The sequence below is a fragment of the Psychrobacter sp. TPE 89C genome (assembly GCF_055522395.1).
In genome coordinates, this window is the sequence record NZ_JBVFXW010000023.1 from 21,797 (window position 1) to 45,061 (window position 23,265).

Genomic DNA, 23,265 nt, shown 5'->3' on the forward strand with positions numbered 1-23,265 from the left:
CCATCAATGCACGTTCTTAAATCCTTGCCAGCATTAAAAAACGTCATGCGCTATAGCTCTTATGCTATGGCGCTAAGCGTTTGTATCGGTATCTCTGCAAGCACTGCCTCCCCTAATATTAGCAGTGATGGCAAGGAAGCACCTTGGCAGCAGGTTGAATCTCAGGGTAAAAATCAAGACGTTTACTTCTACGCGTGGGGCGGAGACCCTCAAATCAATGCCTATTTACAGTGGGTAGCCAAGCAAGTTGATGATAAATATAACATCAACTTGGTCCATGTAAAACTCACAGATACCAGTGAAGCCGTCAGTCGAGTATTGGCAGAAAAATCAGCCAATAACAATGACCAAGGTAGCGTAGATCTGATTTGGATTAATGGCGCAAACTTTGCCACCATGAGCGAGAATTCACTATTGCTCAAACAGTGGGCAAACAAGCTGCCTAACTTTGCTCTCACTGATCCTGATAACAACCCCGCTGTTACCTTTGATTTTGGTGTACCTACCAATGGTATGGAAGCACCATGGGGACAAGCGTCACTGACTTTTTACTACGATAATCTATCCGTCAAAAAGCCACCCACTACCTTAAAAGAACTAACGACTTGGACAAAACAAAATCCCGGTCGCTTTAGCTATCCAAAACCCCCTGACTTTTTAGGTATTAGCTTTTTGAAATACGCATTGGTTATGCTGCATGAGCAACACGATGCCGATACTGGCGAGAATACCAGCGCTCAGCTCAACATGCCTGTCACTGAACAGAATAAAGCGATTGTCCTCGACCCACTATGGGCATTCTTGGATGACTTGCATCCGACGCTTTGGCGCAAGGGTGAGCAGTTTGTACAAACGGGTGCGCAAATGCGTCGGTTGGTCGATGATACCGAGCTCAGTTTAGCCTTTAGCTTTTCAGCCCCTGAAGTTCCAGCAGCCGTGCAGCGTTATGACTTACCTGAAAGTATTCGTAGCTATGCGATGAGCGATGGTAGCTTGAGTAACACTCACTTTGTGGCCATTCCTTACAATGCCAGCCACCCGCAAGCGGCACAGCTTGTCGCTAACTTTTTGATGAGTCCAGAGGCACAAGCCAAAAAACAAACGCCCTCTGTATGGGGTGACAAAACCGTACTTGTCCAATCTACCCTCACCTCTGAGCAGCAAGCCTTGTTTAAAACCAACAAACCCCATCCTAGTGCATTGCCGTTTGATAGTATTACACGCACAGTGAGCGAGCCACACCCAAGTTGGGTTGAGGCGATTATGGAAGGCTGGCAAGCACGCTACGGGGTTCGCCCATGAATAAAGATTTGAATGACAAGGCCACTCAAGGTACTGTCAATAAAAGCGATATCAATAAAAGCAGCGTCAATAACTGTACGGCTATTGCCACTCCTTATAAAAAAGACCTATTTACGCGTATTGCTATATTTAGTCCAAAGCTTTTATTACTGATACTGGTGCTACCGGTACTTGGCGGACTGATTAGTGTGCTATTGCCTGCGTTTAGTTGGGTGCCCGCACTTGACCAGACGACCATCAGTCTACAAGGGTTTAAAGACCTTTGGATGACGCCAGGTCTGACCCAGATGGTGGCGCTTAGCTTGGCAACGGGACTCATCAGCACTCTGCTCGCTTTTGTCATGACACTCATGATACTGGCAGCGTTTTTCAATAGTGTTTGGCTCACGCGTATCGAACATTTGCTAAGCCCCATTTTAGTGATTCCTCATGCCGCAGCGGCGATTGCCGTTGGTTTTCTCATTGCACCTTCTGGTATGTTTTCACGATTGATATCGCCGTGGTTAAGCGGTTGGGAAATGTCACCAGAAGGGATATTTCCTCATGATCCCTACGGCATCAGTATCATTCTGGGCTTAACGTTAAAAGAGCTGCCTTTTTTATTACTCATCGCATTGGGTGCTTTGGCACAACCAGAGCTTGGTAAAAAACTGCGCCAACAGTATAAAGTCGCATTAAATTTGGGTTATTACCCCATTGCCGCCTTTTTTAAATCGGTATTTCCTCTGCTATATCCATTGCTGCGGTTGCCGATTTTGGCGGTGCTTGCCTATGCCAGCGCCAGTGTAGAGATGCCATTGATATTGGGCCCGAATACACCGCCCACACTTGCAGTCACTATCATGCAGTGGTTCAATGATGTGGATCTAAATTTACGTATAAAAGCGTCAGCAGGGGCATTATTACAGCTGGCATTGACAGGTGGTTTAATCGCTTTATGGCTTGGCGGTGAGCAAATAGTAAAAATACTATTCTGTGGCTCACTAACCAATGGTAAACGCAATTATGGAGATGCTGTCTGTCAAAGAATCACTGCCACTATGACCACTGTGGTCATTGGTTTTATGTTCATGTCACTCATTGGTCTTGCCATGTGGTCAGTGGCTGGGTTTTGGCGGTTTCCAGACGCTTTGCCAGAACAGTTTGTATTGATACATTTCCAAAGTGCCTTTATGCAAATGGGTACGCCACTCTTTAATACCATTGCTATTGGCCTAGTGAGCACCCTCTTTGCTATTGTGCTCACATTATTATGTTTGGAAGCCGAGCAATTAAGTGCAAAGCGACTTTCAAACTTTACCAGCTTAATCATTTACTTGCCGCTGCTGGTGCCTAGCATCGCTTTCTTATTTGGCTTGGTCTGGCTACAGCAACTGATCAATAACCAAGCGGCATTTTTTAATGTGGCATTTACGCACTTATTATTTGTATTGCCCTATGTGTTTTTATCGCTGGCAAGCAGCTATCGACGCTTAGACCCACGTTTTGCGAATGTGGCAGCAAGCTTAGGTTCGACACCTATAAAAGTGTTTTTTCATGTCAAATTACCACAACTGTTTACGCCTATTTTGATTGCCGTTGCACTGGGTCTAGCGATCAGCTTCGGCCAATATTTGCCGACGTTATTGGCAGGCGGCGGACGTATTGCAACAATCACTACAGAAGCCGTGACACTCGCAAATGGGGCAAGTAGGCGCACTAGTGCGGTCTATGCCATCATCCAAATGGCACTACCGCTGATTGGTTTTATACTGGCAAGTCTGCTCCCTAAATATATTTTTAGAAGTGGCAAAAACAACACTCATTAACACGCCCTACATAAGCCAATAATGACAATACGAATAAAGGGGTTTTGATGTCACCATCTTTAGAGATAAGAAACTTAGAGCTATATCGAGAAGACACGCGTCTACTAGGCATAGATGAGCAAATTTTTGGCGGTGATATACTCACCGTTATGGGGCCATCTGGTAGTGGTAAATCGAGCTTTTTGAACTGGCTCACAGGCACATTGCCCAGCGGTTTCCATGCCACGGGCGAAGCTTGGTTAAATGATGAAAACGTGTGCCAACTTCCGCCGCATTTACGCCATATTGGGGTACTGTATCAAGACCCTTTGCTGTTTTCACATTTATCCGTTGCTGGAAATATCGCCTTTGCTATGCCTAAAGGTAATAAAAAACAGCGCTTAGAAAAAATAGAACAAGCACTAGAACGAGTTGGATTGGCAGGCATGGGTAGTCGACATCCTGATAACTTATCAGGGGGACAGCAAGCACGAATCGCCTTACTACGAACCTTGATGAGTGAGCCAAAAGCCATATTGCTCGATGAGCCATTTAGCAAATTGGACACGCAGCTTAGAGTCGATACACGTCAGTTGGTATTTGAGCAAATTCGCACGTTCAAACTGCCTGCGATTATGGTGACGCATGACCACAGTGATGCCGAGGCAGCAGGCGGCAAAGTCATTCATTTAACCTGATTGTTTTAGGGCGTATCATCACTTTCGATGAATGATGACTCGCCCTAGACATCAACGCGACTTACAAAAGGCCATTCGCATGCTCGATAAATTTATCACGCCCATCATCAAACCAATACTGACCTCTGTGGTTGTCGTACTGCACAAGTGCGGTATCACAGCGGATCAACTCACGATGGTGGGGTTTTTGATTGGCATGCTAGCTTTACCATTACTCGCGTTTGAGTTTTGGTATGGGGCGCTTGCAGCTATCGCAGTGAATCGCGTTTTTGATGGTCTGGATGGTGCACTGGCTCGACATGCCAACCAAAGCTCGAGCGCTGGTGGCTATTTGGACATTACCTTAGATTTTTTATTTTATGCAGCCATACCGCTTGGCTTTATTTTGGCCAACCCTGAACAAAACGCCATTGCAGGTTCGATATTATTAGCCACCTTCATTGGTACTGGCTCAAGCTTTTTGGCATTTGCTATAGCAGCAGAAAAGTTTAATTTGGATAAGCCTCAGTTTAAGTACAAAAGCTTTTACTATCTAAACGGACTAACTGAAGGCACCGAAACCATCGCGCTGTTTGTGGCATTTTGTCTTTGGCCGCAGCACTTTGCACTACTTGCTGGTATCTTTGCGACTGCCTGTGCCGTCACAATATTCACCCGCATCCATGGGGGCTACCATACGCTCAAACAGCTAGAGGCTGACATTCATCAAAAACCATATCTAGAAAAATAGTAAAGAGGCAAATAATGGCAAATGAGGTATGGTGGAGACTTGGCGTTTTTTTTAGCATCTTAGTCATCATGATGATGCTTGAATGGCTTATGCCTGCACGCAAAGCGCCGATTAAAAGTAGCACGCGTTGGTTTGCTAATTTTGGCCTAGTGTTTGCAGCCTCTCTCATTACACGTCTAGTCATACCTATCGGGCTAACGGCTGTGGCACTTTATAATCAGCAGCACGGTATTGGCTTATTTAATATCATTGATTTACCAATCATCGTAGCTATTGTATTGAGTCTGCTATTGCTCGACATCGTTATCTATTGGCAGCATCGACTATTCCATCGCGTGCCTATTCTGTGGCGCTTACATAGAGTGCATCATGCCGATGCGCACGTTGATACCAGTACAGGGCTTAGATTTCATCCTATCGAAATCGTATTAAGCATCGTGGTCAAACTCATTGCTGTCAGCTTATTGGGTGTGCCTGCTATCGCCGTGCTGATTTTTGAGATTACCCTAAATGGATTGGCGATGTTCAATCATGCCAATATCCGCCTGACACCTGCGATTGAAAAGCCCTTGCGTTTAGTATTAATGACCCAGATTTTGCATCGTATCCACCATAGTCAACGTGTGAGCGAGACCAATTCAAACTATGGTTTTAGCGTCATTTGGTGGGATAAGTTGTTTGGTAGCTATAAAAGTGAGGCCAGAAAATCTGATCATGAGTTGGATATTGGTCTAAAAGAGTACCCTTTGCCCAAACAAAACGCTTCTCTATGGAATTTATTATTGATGCCCTTTAAAAATCAATCATTCAAAGGCAAGTAAATAACGGCATTCATACACTATGTCTACATCTAACTGTTAGATGTGGCAAAAAACACTTTAACCACTCTCATCTCTTGTAAGTACCGAGCTGCCTGTCCTCCATCATAATAGTTATATCAGTCCAATCTGAATGTAAACGAAATTTACAAATAACCTGAGCATTCATTCAAATATTATTTGAACGAGTGCTCAAAATGGATTATAGTGGCTGCAGTTGTTAAGCGACTCACGGAAACATCACTTATATACTTGAGCAATCAATCAAATACATAGAAGTTCTCAAGCCGCTTATACACACTTACTTTTACAACAACTCACTAATAATTATCATAAGGATTTTCACATGACTGAATTTACCCTACACGACAAAGACACAGCCCCAGCAGAAAGCAAAGACTTACTTGATTCTTCTATCAAAGCATTTGGCATGGTACCTAACCTACACGCCGTGATGGCTGAAGCGCCTGGCTTGCTCGAAGGCTACCAACAGCTACATCAACTGTTTTTAGACAGCAGTTTTGATGATGAAGAAACCACTGTTGTATGGCAAACTATCAACGTTGAGCATGCTTGCCATTACTGTGTACCTGCGCATACTGGTATTGCTAAAAGCATGAAAGTAGATGACGCTATCACTGATGCATTACGTGATGAAAAGCCACTACCAACTGAAAAATTGGAAGCATTGCGTACCTTCACACTATCTGTAGTCCGTAATCGTGGTAACGTTGATGACAGCGCTGTTCAAGCGTTTTTAGATGCAGGCTACACTAAGCGTCAAATTCTTGAAGTTATTCTTGGTGCTGCTCAAAAAGTAATGAGCAACTACACGAACCACCTAGCTAACACACCAATCGACAAACCTTTCCAAAAATTTGAATGGCACAAAGCTGACTAATATATTTTTCAGCTAATGCTAACACAGTCCATTTGATGTTTTCATACTGTTGTTCGAAACATCTTCGGGCAGCAGTTTTTCATTTTAATTTATCGCTAATGAGAGATCTTATGGAACAAGCAAAAAACCCCTTACGAATAGACATCGTGTCAGACGTTGTGTGCCCTTGGTGTGCTATCGGCTATAGTCAACTAGCCGAGGCATTAAAACAAACCAACACGCCGCACGAGATTCACTGGCATCCATTTGAATTAAATCCTAATACGCCGCACGAAGGACGAAACTATCGTGAGCATATGATGGAGAAGTACGGTACGACTGCTGAGGACATTAAAGAGAGCCGAGCTAGAATGACAGCAGCAGGTGCAGAATCTGGATTTAATTTTCAGTTTACTGATGAGTTTCGTACTTACAATACTTTTAATACGCATCAGTTGCTGTATTGGGCCGATCAGCAAGGACGTATGCACGATCTAAAACAAGCATTATTTGTCGCACACTTCGTTGATAATAAAAATGTAGCTGACAGCACCGTACTTGCAGATGTTGCAGCAGATATCGGACTAGATCGTACTGAAGCACTAGCGGTCTTAGAAGACCAGCGATTTGCGGCAGCAGTAGAAAAAGAAAAACAGCATTGGCAACAGCAAGGCATTCGAAGTGTGCCATCTATGGTTTTCAATGAGCGCCATTTAATTAGCGGCGCACAAGGTGTTGAAAATTATAAAAGCATTTTGCAGCAGTTGGCTGACATGCCTGACTAAATCATCTGATTGATGTCTGATTAATGATTAAATCTGCAAAGTTAAGAGTTTTAGAAAAGCTAAGGGTTTTAGAGTAACGGTATAGCCCGAGACTATACTATTACTCTAAAACCCCTTTTTTTAATCGTTAAATTTATACTTCAACAGACTTGTCGATACGCAACGCTTCTATAGAACGCGCCATGTCTTCAGCCAATGCATGTACTGCCGCACTGTCTACATCACGCTGTGCAAAAGCGCGCAGACCCATTACTTCAGCCTGTAAACGGCGTGCTAGTCTTGTTGGGTCAAGCTTACTATCCATCTCGCCCAACCGCTGCGCTTCCGTAAAGTAACCGGCAAAACGTGTCTCCATACCTGCCAGCAGCAGCTCAACCTTTGCTAATGCTGCTTGCTCACGAGCACCCAACTCCAATAAACTTTTTACCAGCATACAGGCTCGACTCGGTAGTTCCTTATCACGAATGCCGCCAAGCTGACGCAAGTAAGCAGCCAAACCTAACAAGGGAGATGGCTGCTTACTTAATATGCGTTCAAGCTCCGTTAGTCCTGAGCGAGCATAATAATCTAAGGCTTCTTGAAACAACCCATCTTTACTACCGAACGCAGCATAAATACTGCCCGGACGCATGTCTAGCGCCCCTTCTATATCTTTTAAAGAAGTCGCATGAAAACCCTTTTGCCAAAAAAGTTTTAACGCGCGTTCTAAGGAATCATGACGATTATAAAGTGCGGTACGTGACATATTTTTTCCATTACAAGAGCCGTAGCTTCATATAAGTATGAGCACAACGATAAATTTGAATGATTGCTCAATTTTATCTTGAATGGTGACTCTAGTCTAGTAAAGTTACTTTACGCAATGAAAATCCAACTTTTTCAATCAAGTCCTAATAAGGCAATAACACATGCTTGCTTTTCTGATAAGCAGATAAGCCATCTGTGCCTAGCTCACGTCCGATACCGCTTTGTTTGAAGCCACCCCAGCCTGCCTCTGGCAGTACAATTTGTTGCTCATTGATCCAGATATGACCCGCTTGGATCTGTAATGCCATCTCTAGTGCTTTGGTTTCATCCGTACTAACGATGGTCGCAGCCAGTGCAAACTTGCTATCATTAGCCAAGGCAATCGCTTCTACCTGGTCTTTAAACGTCGTGCTTACCAGAACTGGTCCAAAGACTTCTTCTGTCCATAACTGACTGGTCACTGGCACATTGGTATAAATCGTTGGCGTTGCGAAATATCCCGCGCGCGCTACTATCTCACCACCCGTCAAGCACTCAAGACTTTCAGTCACTGCAATGTCAAAATATTTTTTGACTTGGTTGAGTTGCTGCACGCTCACCATCGGACCCATTTGCGTGTCTGTCGCAAAACCATCGCCAATTTTTAAATTTTCAGTCTTGGCCTTTAACGTTCCAAATAATGACTCGGCAATGTCTTGATGAACGAGCAGCCTTGAAGTCGCTGAACATATTTGACCTGCATTGGTAAAGATACCGCCAATGATTAAATCGCAAGCGTAATCAATATCAGCATCGGCACACACAACGATAGCGGACTTACCACCAAGCTCCAGGCTGATATCCTTGATGCCCTTCGCAGCTTGGCTCATGACTTTTTCACCCACTGCATTACTACCCGTAAAAGACACTTTGTCAATTAATGGATGGCTGGTCATGGCAGCACCAACTTCGGCTGCACCTGGCAAAATATTGACCACGCCTTTTGGCAGTTTAACAGCAGACAATATATTTCCGAGCATCAACTCTGGCAATAACGTCACTTCAGACGGTTTTAATAAGATGGTACAACCGGCCGCTAATGCGGGGGCTACTTTCCAAGCAGTCGTGACCATTGGAAAATTCCAAGGCACAATGAGTGCGCAAATACCGACGGGTACATAGGTTTTTAGCAAGCGTATACTCGACTCATTGGTAAACACCTCAGACAAAGTCGCTTGTTTTATGATGAGATTGGCATAATACCGATAGCAGGCAATGGCATCGCCAACGTCTATTTCTGCCTCTTCGATTGGCTTGCCGTTATTTAGCACTGACAGCCCAACCAATGTATCGAACTGCTGCTCCATCGTATCTGCAATGGCATTGAGATAGCCCGCGCGTTCGTTGACCGCAGTCTGTGACCAACTTGCATAAGCCTCAGAGGCTGCAGTTACCGCTGCATCTACATCCGCACTGACACATAAACGCGTCGTTGCAATCACCTCGCCTGAGTTTGGATCATACAACGCATGGTTATTGGTGTTATCAGAGCCTGCGTTATCAGTCTTTGAACTATCAGAAACCGTCGTAAGCGCTTCAACGGTTACCCACTCACCATTAATATAAGCGGCGTTTAAGACGACTTCGTTTTTGGCAGTCTGCTGTGCGACTGCTCTTGCTAAGTGTTCAGAGCTTGTCATATCCATAAGAGTGTCACCTTTTTCTATTTTGATTTTCTATTTTGATATCTGATTGCTAATATAGTCCTTCCACTATAAAAGTATGACAGCGTTAACCTCGCTTGAATTATTTGATATTCATCTGCACTCGGTTGCCTTGTACTACTTTTAAATTGAATCGACTATAGTTTCACTGATAATTTTACTGAAAAATTACTGATTATTTTTTTGCTAAAGCCACATCGAAGCTCATAGGATATAGGCGGTTAAATATAATTCGGATACAAGGAAGCCGAGTGAAAGTACTACAAACAGTAGACTAAGCGAGACTGATACCGTATCCAGTTTACAGAGTGTTGACTATAAAACCAGTTATCACGGCGGCACAGTGGGCGCCCATGATAACTGGCTCTTATAACTGGATTAGCTAAATAAGACTGATGTGATTAGTACAAAAGGTGCGCCACTGAGGTAATAACTACCAAGCTAATTAATGTACGAAGCACAAAGATTAAGAACAGCTCTAACACATTAAGCTTAATATTTGATTTTAAAATCAGCGCGCCCACTTCAGACATATAGATAATCTGCGTGATTGAGGCGGCACCAACGATGAATCGTGTCATTTCACTCTCGATACTTTTACCCACCAATGCTGGCAAGTACATATCTGCAAAACCCATGATCATCGCAGGTGCAGCTTTTGCTGCTTCTGGAATCTGCAACCATTCAAGCAGTGGCACTAGCGGCGTCGCAAGCCAGTTAAAGACAGGCGTGTACTCAGCTAAGCCAAGACCAATCGTACCGATAGCAAAAATAACAGGAATTAGACCAAAGTAGATATCAAACAGATTGTTTACACTGCGTTTGAACACGTGACCTAAGCTAGGCATAGAGTGCGCACGAGTCACAGCACGATTAACTGCCCACTGATAGGTGGTGTATTCAGCAGGAATGCCCTCATCCAGCATACTTTTGCCAGAGTGATACGTATCAGGCTTCAATGATAGTGGTGGTATGCGAGGCATAATAATCGCAGCGATAAAGCCTGTCAGAGCAATCGTCAGGTAAAAATAGACAAAGTTATTGTCCACGCCAATGGTTTTGGCAACCACATAGGTAAATGCAATAGAGGTAACCGAAAACGTTGTAGCAATAACTGCTGCTTCACGCTGACTATAGAAACTCTTGTCATACTCTTGCATGGTGACCAGCAAGCCAATAGAGGCCGCACCAAACCAAGAGGACATGGCATCAACAGCTGAGCGACCAGGTAATTTGAAGAGCTTGATAAATACCTTACTAGCAAGCGTACCCAAAAACTCCATCAAACCAAAATCTGTCAGAAATGGCAACGATAAAATAGCAAAGAAAAACAAAGGAATTAAGATAGGAATCAAGTCTTCAAAAATGACGCCACCAGTATTACGATTGATAATAAATTCGGGACCAACTTGTAGAAAAATCATCCAAACAAACAACATGCCCAAAAAGCGTGTGGTTAGCCAAAACCAATCAACATCAAAGAGCTTTTTTACCGGTGACTCTTCATGCAGAGTTGGTTTTAATAGTTTGACGGCCAATGCCCCTATGAAGGAAATCGATACGATTGCCATTGCAATATAGACCACGAATCCGCCTAACGCGGCTTGTAGCGTATCAGTCAACACACCCAATAAGATCGTAACTTTACCGTTCCATTGAAACGGTATGATAAATAGCGCAATACCCAGTGCTGAGAATAATAAAAACTTCCACATTGCCGCACGCCATTGCCCTGCTTTTGGCGTTTCTGGATCTACCGTATTATTCCCTAAAATCGGCTGCTGCGATTTATCCATATGGTTTGTCATGTCACTTCTCCTTAATGGGCGATGATTGCCAGTTTTTCCACTTTTCTGTCTGACCAATACCTGGGTTTAGCGAATTGGTTGGATCCAGTTTTTTATAAAAATAATGTAGTGCCTTTTTTGCAGGGTATACATGCCCCACATTGTGCTCAGCAGGATACTCAATATGACGCTGGTCATAAAATGTCAGCAGGTCTTCCTTGAATTGCTTGGCATTGGTAGTGGTTTTCAAAAAATAATCTTGATGCATGACGTGGCAAAAAAAATGCCCCAAATAAAACGTTTTACTGACTTGTTTGTCTAAGTGAGGTGGGAGAACTTCATCCCAATCTATCGCGTTTCTCGGCAAGGCAATATCCGTCGCTAACATCTCGCCAAACTCTGTGTGGTTGAGATTGTGATAGCGAAACATCGCTGCCGTTGCTGCACTACGAAAGACCAATAGCGACTGTGCTTCAGCCTCTGTACATACATGCAAAACACCTTCGTGCTGCGCTATATGATTTTGCAAAAAAGCTTGAGCAGCGGCAATATCATCTTCTTTTGCATTGCTATGGCTATCGTTATGACCAGTAGCTGTATCAACACCATCCGCTACTTTAATGATTAAATGATAACGATATGAGAGTGCTTGTATGCTCACAGATGCAGGCAATGATGGCGGCATAAAGCTCGATGCCATCTGTAATACCCGATCTGGCAATGTCTTTGGTAAACGCCACTTGTCCAGATAGTAACCAACCTTGGCTTGTAGACGGTACAATGTCCCGATCTTACTGGCGGGCAGTTTTAGCATACTCAAACAGGTATCACGACCATAGCGCATGGTGATGTCGTTATAATCTTTGTGCATATATTCTGCCAACACAGGCAGCGATAACTCACTTTTTAGCCAGTGTTGGCGCAGCGCTGTCAAGGTGTCTGCATTATTGGTTGAGATATAAAAAGTTTGCTCTTTCGCTGGTTTAGCAAATGTCGCCACCCTCACTGCAAACACAATAACCTTGCCAGCCGATCCTGATGCCTCAAACAGTCCGCTAGGATCATTGTTAAATCTGGCTGGCGTGTCCGCATCACCATCACGTACTTTGTGTTGATAATGGTGGTTGGTACAGGCTTTTGTATTACTTAGGCTATCTGACTCTCTCTCGAACCTACCTGCTTGTAGATTCTCAAGCATCTCCTCTGGATGCACGCCCAAATCAACGCCTAAGTGATTGACTAACCCAAACTGCCCTGAGCTGTTGCGTTTGGCAAACAGCGCCATCTCAGTATAAGCAGGACCACGCTGTACTAACATGCCACCAGAGCTGTTACAAATCCCGCCAATCACCGAGGCACCAACACAACTAGAGCCCAATACTGAATGCGGCTCACGCCCTAAAGGGGCAAGCTTGTATTCTAATTGCTGAAGAGTCGCCGCTGGCAAGGCAATAAGCTCTTTCGCAGCTTGAAGCAAGTGAATACCGCTCAGTGACTGCATCGAAATAACCACTAGCGGTCGATCATAATCACCGTAAGGCGTTGAACCACCTGTGAGTCCAGTGTTGGCCGCTTGGGCGATAATAATCGTATCCGCTGCTGCACAAAGGTTAATAACACGCCATAGAACCACTAAACTATCTGGGGTCACGACCGCCAATACATTGTCCGTACTCGCTTCTATAGCACCTTGTACATAAGATTGCTGTTGGCTGGGCTTTGTCATGACATTGGTCGCGCCAGTGACGGCCACTAAGTCTGCTAACAAACTCGCCTGCGATGCATTCGAACTATGAGACGAGTGGTTAGCATTTAACATTGCAGACGTTTTTCCTTGAGTGACCAGCCTTTAGTACATTTAAGTCATTATCGTTACCTTAAGTCATTAACTTAGGTCATTACCACTAGCTAAAGCAGGTAAAGCTCTGACCCATCTCAACGATGAACGCATCTGCCTCATCAATCTCATAGATAATCGGCTGCTTGCCATTGATATCTTGTTGCAAAGCTTCCAGCAGTTGCTGTTTGTCAGTAATTCTGCGATATCCAGCGCCAAACCCTGCGGCTAAGGGTTCAAAGTTCGGTGTCTTAATATTGACCCCAATCAATGGCAAGCCGCCATCCTCCATATAGCGACGGATTTCACCATAACCTTGGTTGTTCCATAACAGCACAATCAATGGCAGCTCAAGCTCGGCAGCACAGATAAGTTCTGCAATAGTAAATTGAATACCACCATCACCCATTAGGCTAACAACCGGTGATTTTGAGCCAATCATCGCACCAATAGCAGCCGGCAAACCATAACCTAACGTGCCAAATCCTGTCGATGAGTTGAACCATCTACGGGTCGCTAATGCCTCAAATCCTAGATTGCCGCTGTAGACAGTTTGTGTCGAGTCACCAACGAAGATGATGTCCTCTACTTCATCGCGAATCAGCTGAAGCAATGCATTTTGACCTGCGAATTCTGGCGTCATATCTGCTAGCAATGCCTGCTTTGCCTCGGCCACTCTTAGTAATGCTTGATGACCCAGTGCCTGATTGTTTATTTCGTGGCTTTCTAAACGTGTGCAAAGTCCGCTAATGGCCATTTGTGCATCAGACAATACCGCGATGTCGGCTCTAAAAGGACGATGCAGCTGCTGAGCATCACAATCAATACGAATTAACGTACCATTAATTTTAAACTCACCATTAAAGAAAATATCATAGTCCGTCTCCCCAAGCTCAGTACCAATGGCCAATACCAAGTCAGCCTCGGTGATAACGGCGCGTCCTGCCTCTAATGACTGGTTACTACCTAAGCTCAACGGATGAGCAGGTGGCAACAAACCTTTAGCATTGATCGTCAAAAACGTCGGTGCATCTATCAGCTCAACCAGTTTTTGTGCTTCTTGATCAACATCAACACAGCCGCCACCGTAAAGTACCACTGGATTTTTTGCGGTCTTCAATGCCTCAACGATCAAATCAAGCTGCGCAGGATTGGGAAGCGGTCTCATAACTTGTGGTAGCGTTAAAGCCACATGATTAGCTTGGCTAGCTTTAGAGTCATTTATGCTAGAAAGAGAATTACTTATGCTAGGAGGCTTGGCCACATGACTGGCATCTGCCGTGATCACATCAATAGGCAATTGAATATGAACAGGCCCCGGACGCGCACCATTGAATAAAGCGAAAGCTTCTGCGATGACTTTAGGTAGCGACTCTGGTTGCCAGATGGTTTTACTCATGAGTGCAACTTTACTGACCATGCCCTGCTGATCATGCATTTCATGCAAATGACCTTCGCCGCTGCCCGTATCTTTGACTTTATTGACACTAGATATCACGAGCATTGGTATAGAGTCAGCCAACGCCTGTGCCATCGCCGTCATGATATTGGTCATGCCAGGGCCTGTGATAATGAAGCAAACCCCAACCTTTCCAGAAGCACGGTAGTAGCCATCCGCCATAAACCCAGCGCCTTGCTCATGACGCGGTGTCACGTGACGAATATCAGTATTAGGCAGGCCACGATACAGCTCTACCGTATGCACACCTGGGATACCAAATACGGTCTCTACACCATAATATTCTAGCCACTGAACCAGTAGCTCACCGCAGGTTAGAGATGGGTCTTCTGGTAATGAAAGAGACGTTTGCGTCAATTGGGTCATGGGGATTTCATCCTGAAAAAGTTTGCTGAATATTCAGACAGTGATCAATTCCTCAGATAAGCACAATCTTTGCGTTTCTTTATAAACATTCATTGTCACAAAGATTGTCTCTTTATAGAGGTCATAATTTATGGCTATTATACTAGTAAACGGCTTTGACCTTATCGTCATAGCGAACGCCCGGTAAAATACACAGCATCTCAAACAACAAGTTGGCAGCCAATACAGAGGTATTACCAAATGGATCATAAGGTGGTGACACTTCTACCAAATCACCGCCGACTACATCCAGGCCACGCATACCGCGAATGATTTCGATACCTTGCGTTGAGGTCAGACCACCGATCTCAGCAGTACCAGTACCGGGTGCAAATGCAGGGTCAATACCATCGATATCAAAGCTTAAGTAGACAGGACCATCGCCTAGCTTTTCGCGTACTTCTGCCATCAATGGTGCTAATGATTTGTACCAGCATTCTTCAGCCGGTACCACACGAAAGCCCTGCTCTGTTGACCAATCAAACTCTTCAGCGCTATAACCTGTCCCACGCAATCCAATCTGTACCACACGGTTGCCATCGATTAGGTTTTCTTCGACAGCACGGCGAAACGGTGTGCCATGGGCGATTTTTTCGCCAAACATGTCATCATTAATATCCGCATGAGCATCGATATGCACCATACCGACAGGGCCGTGTTTTTTGGCAAGTGCACGCAAGATAGGTAGTGCGATAGTGTGATCACCACCCAGTGTTAAAGGAACAGCGCCATGCTTGACGATTTTATCGGTATAGAATTGTTCGATGATGTCGACGCTTTTTAGCAGATTGAATGTGTTGATTGGCACGTCACCAATATCAGCGACTTGTAATGACTCAAAAGGTGCAGCACGAGTGGCCACGTTGTAAGGACGAATCATACGTGACTCATCGCGAATCTGTCTTGGGCCCAATCTTGCACCGCTACGGTTAGATGCACCAATATCCAATGGCACACCCACAAACGCCACATCTAATCCTTCAGCATCTGACTGAGTTGGCAGACGCATCATAGTGGCGAAACCGCCAAATCTTGGCATTTCATTACCGCTTAGTGGCTGATTGAAGCTCATAAGTTACTTCCTTATTACTTGTTAGTTAATATACACAATTTGCTACATACCATTGACAATACCTAAATATAAAAGAATGAACCATGGTAAAATTCAGAAGTAAACTTCTAAATTTTCGTAGTAAAGTAGACTTATACGTTATAATCAGAAGTTTGTTGAAAAAAGTACTTATTGGAGAAGGTATTCACTGGAGGGTGGTTCTTGATATTAGATGAGTTGATAAAAATAGACGTAAAAACCTTGCGTAGCTTTATGGCCATCGTAGACTGTCAAGGAGTGACAGCAGCTCAGACACGACTAAACGTCACACCTTCGGTGATTAGCGGTCATTTAACGCATTTAGAAGACCGTCTAGGTATGACATTATGCCATCGTGGTCGCGCAGGATTTAAGCTGACAGAAGATGGCGCAGCGGTTTATGAAGCTTGCGTGGCTTTTACCGAATCGGTCGCCAATTTTCAACATCAGCTGCATTATATTCAGCAACTAGACTCCGTTCATGGCGGGCACATTAGACTGTGCCTAACCGATCAAATGCCCAAGTTTTTTTATGACGTGCTTAGACAGCGGCTTGCAAACAGCTACCGTAACAATCCACTGATACATTTTTCTATCGACGTGCAAAGCCCTGAAAGCATGTTAGAGAAACTGCTCAGTAACGAAAGCGATATTGGGGTTGGTTATTTTGGTAGCTTTCCACCGTTGCTGACGTTTAAGCCAGCATTTGTAGAAAGACAAGTCGTGTGCTGCGGACGCGAGCATCAGCTATTTTACAATTCAGAAGGTTTGACGTTAGAAGATTTAGAACAAAACCATCCATGGATAAAGCGTGGCTATATTACTGATGTCAGCATCCATCATGTGCGCCCCAAAACATTAAGCGCCACGACGTATCATATGGAGGCTACGGCACAGCTGATTTTGGCCGGTCACCATGTTGGCTACTTGCCTCGTGACCTAGCCATGCGCTATGAAAGAGAAGGTTTGATGAAAATATTACTACGAGAAGAAGCCAGTTATGCCGTCGAACACCATTGGGCGTATCGGCAGAATCAGCACAAACACATTGCTGACTTTTTGAATAAAATGATGCACTTATTGTAGGACAACTTATTATAGGCCACAAATCACTACACTGTGGTAGGCAGCTCTCGACGTTTTAATCCGATTGTTCTCAGACTGCCTTTGTCGTCGACTTCTTTAATCACCAGTGCCCATTCATTATTTATTTCGATTGTATCACCAGAGACTGGCGCTGTATTCAAGCGTGCTTTCACGTACTCAGCGACTGTCTGCTCCCATATGTTTTTTATCTCTTTATTCGGTTTGGACTTGAGTTGTCTCGCTAGAGATTCGGACGTCATCACTTCGGTAAAAAACGGTAAATCGCCAAGCTTGACACTGGGTGACAGCAGCCAATCTCCATAGAAATCATCGATGGCTTTATACTTGAGCGTCGTATCATTAAATATATTGGCAATTTTACTCGCGTGGTTGTTACTGCCCCTCATCGCATACCAAACACTGTCGCCAAATTTGAGCTTAGCCTCTTCATCCGCCACGATGATTTGCTGGCCACGTACCAACGCAAAAACTCGAATCTCATCAGGGTTGATACGTTTAGATATCTCCATAGGATGTCGGCCAATAGCAAACGCGCCTGATTGAACTTCAAACTCATACAAAGTGATACTGGCTTTATCTGATACCCAAACTTCGTGCTCTTCTTTGGGATCCTGATTGGTTGGAATGCGTACCTTGAATAGGTTTGCCATAATGGGAATAGTCGTTCCTTGTAGAATAAGGGAAACAACGACCACACCAAAGGCAATATCGAACAGCATAAAGGCATTATCAATACCTGCCATCACTGGCAAGAGAGCAAGCGTAATGGGCACCGCACCGCGCAGTCCGACCCAAGAGATAAAACCGATTTCTCTGTCCTTGAATTTGAAAGGTTTGACACTGGTATACACAGCGATAGGACGCGCCACAAAGATCATAAAGGCAGCAATCGCTACTGAGTAATGCCAGACATTCAGCACATTGGATGGTGTGACCAATAGCCCTAGCACCACAAAGAGCACCGCTTGTGACAACCATGCAAAGCTATCCATAACCCGCATGACATGCTCAGTCGAGCGTACCTTATGATTGCCAATCATGACGCCTGTGAGGTAAACCGCCAAAAATCCACTACCGCCAAGCAGATTGGTCGCGGCAAAAACGGCCAAGCCAGCAGACAGTATCAAAATCGCATACATACCCTCTGCCAAATGCACTTTTGGCAATAGCCGTGACAGCAAATAACCAAAAAGCAGACCCATGCCCAAACCGACACTCAACTGCTGAAACAGTAAACCCAAAAAGCCAATGACACTCTGACCATCTGGATCAACATTTAACGCAATCAAACCAGTGACTAACAGAATCGCTAATGGATCGTTAGCACCAGATTCCAGCTCAAGCGTGGCTTGGACGCGATCATTGAGCTTGACACCGCCATTTCGCAAGAGAGAAAATACCGCTGCTGCATCAGTCGAACCAACGATAGCCGCCATGAGCAAACCAAAGCGCCAATCAACATCCAGCAGCCAGGTAACAAATGCGCCCAACACCACTACAGTGGCTAGCACGCCCCATGTTGCTAACGTAACAGCAGGTTTTAACCCCACCCGAAACGACTTAAAAGACGTCCGCAAACCACCATCTAACAAAATACAAGCCAGAGCTGCCTGCCCTACAAAATTGGCTAATGCATACTGAGAAAACTCGATACCCAAGATACCTTGCTCGCCAGCCAACATGCCTACCATCAAGAACAATAGCAATAATGGCACACCCAAGCGCGCTGATAACGTACTTGCCATAATACTGGCGAAAATTAAAAATGCCCCTACGAGATATAGGATATTTAAGGTATCCATCTATTTTTAAGCCCTGTTTTTATTAGAATGATGATTTGAGTTGCTAGGGTGATACTGCGATTCAGCCTTTGAAGCTTATTACTCAGGCGCGTCCTCACTGGAAGTCCAAAAATATTATTAAGAATAACATCTATCACCGTATCTATAAAAATATCTATCGCATTTTTTACTAGGGTTTGTTCTCATCTTAATAATGGTGATCAGAATGGAATTGAGGGCAATTTTCAAATGCTATAAATACGATGAAAGCCTGCTTTTTTATATAATAGTCGATTCAATATAATTTGGATACAAGGAAGGCGAGTGAAAGTATGACAAGTAGTAGACTAAGCGAGACTGACACCGTATCCAATTTATAGAGGATTGACTATAGCTAATTTTAAGCGCTAGGCTTGAATGTATTGCCAAGTAAGCACTAGGATAGCAGCGGCAATCATCCAAGCGACCACGCCCAACATCAAGGCCTTATATAAGCTCATGTAGCCAATGCTAAAAAATACCACAAAAGTATAGATAAGATGAGGTATGACGCCAAGCATACTAAATATCAAGGCCACTCTTAAATCAGCAGGGCTACGCTCAGTACCAACGATGAAGTGGCTGATTAACGTAAATGTGGGAAATAGTGGTGCAAGCGCCGCCAAATAAAAAAACCGAGTCTGTGCAAATAACTGAATCGCCAATACCATCAAGGCACCGATAAGCATTTTTAGCCAAATCATGATGAAAAATCCCTTATTGAATACAAGGGGCAAATATAGCCCAGTCCGCCATGATACTAAAGTCTATAGACAGACGTAAGAGCGATATTGGTTTAATTCATTCATACATCAAAAATCCTAAAAAACCCCACCTAAACATATGCTAGATGGGGTGATTTGATTTTATTATCTATGTTATTTGCGCATTTTTTTATCTACGCATTGTCTAATCAGCTTTTGGCTTTAGTGCGGCGCTGATGTCGGCAAGCAGTGGCGGAATATCATGCTTATCGGCAATGACTTCTATCATTACGAGCTTGTCGGTGGTAACGGCTGCCGTATCAAACGCCGCTTTGAGTTCTCCTGCGGTTTCGACTTTCAGCATGAGACTGTTTTCGTTGGTGGCACCAAATGCTTGTGGCATGATCTGCCAGTCACATTTAGGAATATCATTGTAGTATTGGTTTTCACCATGAATCGCGCGCTCTACCGTATAGCCATCGTTATTGATTAAGACAATGACTGGATTAATACGCTCCTGAATCATGACCGCTATCTCTTGAATGGTCAATAATGCTGAGCCATCACCGATTAATAGAACACCACGCTTGTTTGGTGAGGCAATAGCAGCACCTAAGCTGGCTGGCAACGTATAGCCAATCGACCCCCACATCGGTTGCCCATAAGAGGTAACCCCTTCTGGCAGACGCACATCGCTTATACCAAAATAGGCAGTACCTTGTTCTGAAAACACTAAATTATTATGATCTAAGCGCGCAGCAATGATATGCCACAGATCATCTTGGCGGATGGCTTCATCGTCTTTGCCATTTTGCTTGTGAGGATTGACTGGCTCACAGAAAACTTTCGGTACGATGTTAATGCCCGAGGTCATCACTTCATGTAACGTTTGCAACGCATCTTTGAGTGCAATCGGTGCAAAATTCTGACCGCCGATAGAAGCACGCTCATAATGCAGATCTACCACCACATCCTCATTGATATCTTGACTGAACCCTGCGGTAGTCGTATCCGTATATTGCACCCCTACTTTGATTAGACATTCGCAGTTTTCTACTGCATCTTTGACCACAGGACGTGAGGCAACACCTGCATAAGTCCCCGCCCAACGCTTACTATTTTCATCTAGCAATGTCTTACCCCAAGACAACGTAGTATAAGGAATATCCGTATCAGCGATCAGTGCTTTAAGCTGATTTTGTAACCCTAAACGATGCACCATCAAATCTGCCATAAGCATCGTGGTTTTGTTTGGCAAAAACTCTACTAGTGCTTGTTTGAAATCTGCCAGTGCCGCTTGACTGGTAATGTCTTCTTGGCTATCAATCAGCTTAGTTGTTGGTGGATAAATTGGCATTTTTGCCACATCAGGCGATAGTAATAAATAACCAGGGCGGTGCTTTTTGAGAACCAAACGAATGACACGATCAATCTCTGAAGCGGCATTTTCTGGTGTAATCTGCGCGCGTGCCACGGTCACAGGCTCAACCATTTTAATAAAATGGTTAAACACACCATCACCAAGCGAATGGTGAATACGGCGTTTTGAGTCTTGCACTGCCGTACTTGGCGCACCCACGATATGCAGTACAGGCGCATACTCAGCGAAAGAGCCTGCGGTGGCATTAATCGCGGACAGCTCACCCACACCAAAAGTCGTCACCATCGCAGCAAACCCACGCTCGCGAGCATAGCCATCAGCAGCATAACCAGCGTTTAGCTCATTGGTATTACCCACCCATCGCAGCTTATCAGACGCAAGAATATTGTCTAAAAAAGTTAAATTAAAATCTCCTGGCACGCCAAATATCTCAGAGGCACCTGCTTCTGCAACACGATCAAACAAATAATCGGCGATGGTATATTGTTGAGTCATTTTTTATCCTTATGAATTACCATGATGAGTACTGATAATATTCTATGATTGAAGTGAATTATAATGAGTATTCCAGTCTATTTATCTCATGCAAATTTTTTGGAATGCGTATTATAAGAAACTGTTATAACATATCTATGCAGTTGGATGACATCCCTGTTTTGCTAACTTTGCTTTTTTTTAACGTAAGTGTTGACAGGTAAAAAAAACTGCGTATAATACGCCTTCATCAACTGACGATAGTTAATTGATAATTAGCGGGAATAGCTCAGTGGTAGAGCATAACCTTGCCAAGGTTGGGGTCGAGAGTTCGAATCTCTTTTCCCGCTCCAAATATGGCTTTAAAAAGCACTAAAACCCTCATTTCTTATATAAGAAATGAGGTTTTTTTTGTCCAATTTTCGGGAGTTGTAGAAGATTTATCGAAATATCCTTTTGAATATAGTTAAGTCTAACTACTAAAACGAAAATCCCATTTTCATGGCGGTGCCTATGCAGTGCCCACCTTCCAAAACTAAAAGCTCGTTTCAACTGTTAAGGTTATAGTACTATTAAAGCCCACTTTCAATACAGTGCATTGTAATTAACGAAATATTGAGCCCATGCTAGAAGAATCAGCCTGCAAATTTTGCTTATAGACTTTTTTAATATAGATCGACACAAGTTACACAATATTAATATCATCCCAGTTTTAAAGTGGCTCAATTACAGCCTTCTTTGTTAATGTAAACTGGAGCTTAATAGACGGAAGCCAGTAAATAGTAAGGCAAAAAAATAGTAAGGCAAAAGATTATCAGCATCCTTAAACGTCCAAGTGCAACGACAATCAAACACCCACAAGTACGCGTTAACCATTAGGAAAAATGTTATGGCAAAATTAGAATCAAACATCGAATTAGAAGCAGCAGCATTTCGTCACTTATTGTCTCATCTGGACGAGCGTAAAGATGTACAAAACATCGAGCTAATGAACTTGGCCGACTTTTGTCGTAACTGTTTATCTAAATGGTATAAAGCGGCTGGTGAGGAGCGTGGTATTGAAATCGAATACGAGGATGCGCGTGAGCTTGTTTATGGTATGCCTTACTCTGAGTGGAAAGAGAAGCATCAACAAAAAGCAACACCAGAGCAATTAGCGCGCTTTAATGAGATTGAAGCTGCCAAGAACAAAACAGATTAAAACTAAAAGTGATGGCTCAAATAAAATAAGCCACCACTAGATTAGCGGCTTTCTATAGATTTGAGTATGCTACTAAATCCTATGGTTCCTTGCTTTTGCATTTTACGGTCAAATAGGCGACCGACTAATGGCAATGGTACAGTCAAACGGCCCTCAGATACCCAAGTCACGTGTGTGGTGCCATCACCCAAGTCTTTTAAATCAATGATGCCTTTATCATGTTGCATTTTTATGGGTCTAGATTTTTCGATGTGGTATTGCATATGAGTAGGACGTTCAAACGCCGTAATTCGCTCCCAAAACTTAACAGGTCCCGATTGAATGGTACGTAAAGCCCCAACGCCATTGCGCTCCTCCACACCTTCAGCGACCAACTTGGCAACCCCCACCGCTTTAAATGAGCCATAACTGGCATGGTCACTCAGTGCCTCAAATACCTCATCAATCGGTTTTTTGACAATGCGTTCTACTTTTATTTTAAACATAATATTATCCCATTAAGATTACTTGGCTTACTTACTGCCATTTAAAAAATAAATAAAGCAGTCGC

General features: G+C 43.9%; 19 protein-coding genes and 1 tRNA gene. 10 read left to right on the forward strand and 10 right to left on the reverse strand.

The annotated features are described in order from the left end of the window. Nucleotides 1-6 precede the first annotated feature (6 nt). The 7 genes from ACZW67_RS08450 (at nucleotide 7) to ACZW67_RS08480 (ending at nucleotide 7,000) form a co-directional block, all read left to right on the forward strand. Entirely contained in the window at nucleotides 7-1,302 is a 1,296-nt protein-coding gene (locus tag ACZW67_RS08450) for an ABC transporter substrate-binding protein (RefSeq protein ID WP_465182895.1), read from the forward strand. Beyond that, nucleotides 1,299-3,110 (forward strand): ABC transporter permease, encoded by a 1,812-nt coding sequence (locus ACZW67_RS08455; protein WP_465182896.1) that lies wholly within the window; start codon nucleotides 1,299-1,301, stop codon nucleotides 3,108-3,110. The genes ACZW67_RS08450 and ACZW67_RS08455 overlap by 4 nt, the downstream gene beginning before the upstream one ends. Nucleotides 3,111-3,157: 47 nt before the next feature. After that, nucleotides 3,158-3,787 (forward strand): ATP-binding cassette domain-containing protein, encoded by a 630-nt coding sequence (locus tag ACZW67_RS08460; protein WP_465182897.1) that lies wholly within the window; start codon nucleotides 3,158-3,160, stop codon nucleotides 3,785-3,787. Nucleotides 3,788-3,866: 79 nt separating this feature from the next. Beyond that, on the forward strand, nucleotides 3,867-4,517 hold the full coding sequence (locus ACZW67_RS08465) for a CDP-alcohol phosphatidyltransferase family protein (protein WP_465182898.1): 651 nt from the start codon (nucleotides 3,867-3,869) through the stop codon (nucleotides 4,515-4,517). A 14-nt stretch (nucleotides 4,518-4,531) separates the two neighbouring features. Then, nucleotides 4,532-5,338 (forward strand): sterol desaturase family protein, encoded by an 807-nt coding sequence (locus tag ACZW67_RS08470; RefSeq protein ID WP_465182899.1) that lies wholly within the window; start codon nucleotides 4,532-4,534, stop codon nucleotides 5,336-5,338. A 343-nt stretch (nucleotides 5,339-5,681) separates the two neighbouring features. Next, on the forward strand, nucleotides 5,682-6,236 hold the full coding sequence (locus tag ACZW67_RS08475) for a carboxymuconolactone decarboxylase family protein (protein ID WP_465182900.1): 555 nt from the start codon (nucleotides 5,682-5,684) through the stop codon (nucleotides 6,234-6,236). A 110-nt stretch (nucleotides 6,237-6,346) separates the two neighbouring features. Then, nucleotides 6,347-7,000, forward strand: a complete 654-nt coding sequence (locus tag ACZW67_RS08480; RefSeq protein WP_465182901.1) for a DsbA family oxidoreductase — start codon at nucleotides 6,347-6,349, stop codon at nucleotides 6,998-7,000. 133 nt (nucleotides 7,001-7,133) lie between these two features. Here the strand turns inward: ACZW67_RS08480 and ACZW67_RS08485 are convergent, their stop codons facing one another. The 6 genes from ACZW67_RS08485 to speB form a co-directional block, all read right to left on the reverse strand. Beyond that, complete coding sequence (locus tag ACZW67_RS08485) at nucleotides 7,134-7,745, reverse strand: TetR/AcrR family transcriptional regulator (protein ID WP_465182902.1); 612 nt, start codon at nucleotides 7,743-7,745, stop codon at nucleotides 7,134-7,136. 145 nt (nucleotides 7,746-7,890) lie between these two features. Next, nucleotides 7,891-9,432 (reverse strand): aldehyde dehydrogenase family protein, encoded by a 1,542-nt coding sequence (locus ACZW67_RS08490; RefSeq protein WP_465182903.1) that lies wholly within the window; start codon nucleotides 9,430-9,432, stop codon nucleotides 7,891-7,893. 419 nt (nucleotides 9,433-9,851) lie between these two features. After that, complete coding sequence (locus ACZW67_RS08495) at nucleotides 9,852-11,258, reverse strand: YjiH family protein (RefSeq protein ID WP_465182904.1); 1,407 nt, start codon at nucleotides 11,256-11,258, stop codon at nucleotides 9,852-9,854. Nucleotide 11,259: 1 nt separating this feature from the next. Continuing rightward, nucleotides 11,260-13,056 (reverse strand): D-lactate dehydrogenase, encoded by a 1,797-nt coding sequence (gene dld, locus ACZW67_RS08500; protein ID WP_465182905.1) that lies wholly within the window; start codon nucleotides 13,054-13,056, stop codon nucleotides 11,260-11,262. Nucleotides 13,057-13,141: 85 nt separating this feature from the next. Next, nucleotides 13,142-14,899 (reverse strand): 5-guanidino-2-oxopentanoate decarboxylase, encoded by a 1,758-nt coding sequence (locus ACZW67_RS08505; protein ID WP_465182906.1) that lies wholly within the window; start codon nucleotides 14,897-14,899, stop codon nucleotides 13,142-13,144. Between the two features lie 142 nt (nucleotides 14,900-15,041). Further along, nucleotides 15,042-16,010 (reverse strand): agmatinase, encoded by a 969-nt coding sequence (gene speB / locus ACZW67_RS08510; protein ID WP_465182907.1) that lies wholly within the window; start codon nucleotides 16,008-16,010, stop codon nucleotides 15,042-15,044. Between the two features lie 201 nt (nucleotides 16,011-16,211). Here speB and ACZW67_RS08515 point away from each other — a divergent pair, with 201 nt between their 5' ends. Beyond that, nucleotides 16,212-17,114 (forward strand): LysR family transcriptional regulator, encoded by a 903-nt coding sequence (locus ACZW67_RS08515; RefSeq protein ID WP_465182908.1) that lies wholly within the window; start codon nucleotides 16,212-16,214, stop codon nucleotides 17,112-17,114. 26 nt (nucleotides 17,115-17,140) lie between these two features. Here ACZW67_RS08515 and ACZW67_RS08520 read toward each other — a convergent pair whose 3' ends face one another. From ACZW67_RS08520 to ACZW67_RS08530, 3 genes are all read right to left on the reverse strand, one after another. Beyond that, a complete protein-coding gene (locus ACZW67_RS08520; protein ID WP_465182909.1) occupies nucleotides 17,141-18,937 on the reverse strand; it encodes a potassium/proton antiporter in 1,797 nt (598 codons plus the stop codon). Nucleotides 18,938-19,323: 386 nt separating this feature from the next. After that, nucleotides 19,324-19,659: a GlpM family protein gene (locus tag ACZW67_RS08525; RefSeq protein WP_465182910.1), complete on the reverse strand. Its 336-nt coding sequence runs from the start codon at nucleotides 19,657-19,659 to the stop codon at nucleotides 19,324-19,326. A gap of 205 nt (nucleotides 19,660-19,864) precedes the next feature. After that, nucleotides 19,865-21,535, reverse strand: a complete 1,671-nt coding sequence (locus tag ACZW67_RS08530) for an alpha-keto acid decarboxylase family protein (RefSeq protein WP_465182911.1) — start codon at nucleotides 21,533-21,535, stop codon at nucleotides 19,865-19,867. 257 nt (nucleotides 21,536-21,792) lie between these two features. Here ACZW67_RS08530 and ACZW67_RS08535 point away from each other — a divergent pair. Continuing rightward, nucleotides 21,793-21,867 (forward strand) — tRNA-Gly (locus ACZW67_RS08535). Nucleotides 21,868-22,403: 536 nt separating this feature from the next. Beyond that, a complete protein-coding gene (locus tag ACZW67_RS08540) occupies nucleotides 22,404-22,715 on the forward strand; it encodes a DUF1244 domain-containing protein (RefSeq protein ID WP_465182912.1) in 312 nt (103 codons plus the stop codon). Nucleotides 22,716-22,756: 41 nt separating this feature from the next. On the opposite strand, the gene ACZW67_RS08545 is transcribed toward ACZW67_RS08540, so the two are convergent. Beyond that, nucleotides 22,757-23,200, reverse strand: coding sequence for an SRPBCC family protein (locus ACZW67_RS08545; RefSeq protein ID WP_465182913.1), 444 nt, complete (start codon nucleotides 23,198-23,200; stop codon nucleotides 22,757-22,759). Between the last annotated feature and the right edge of the window lie 65 nt (nucleotides 23,201-23,265).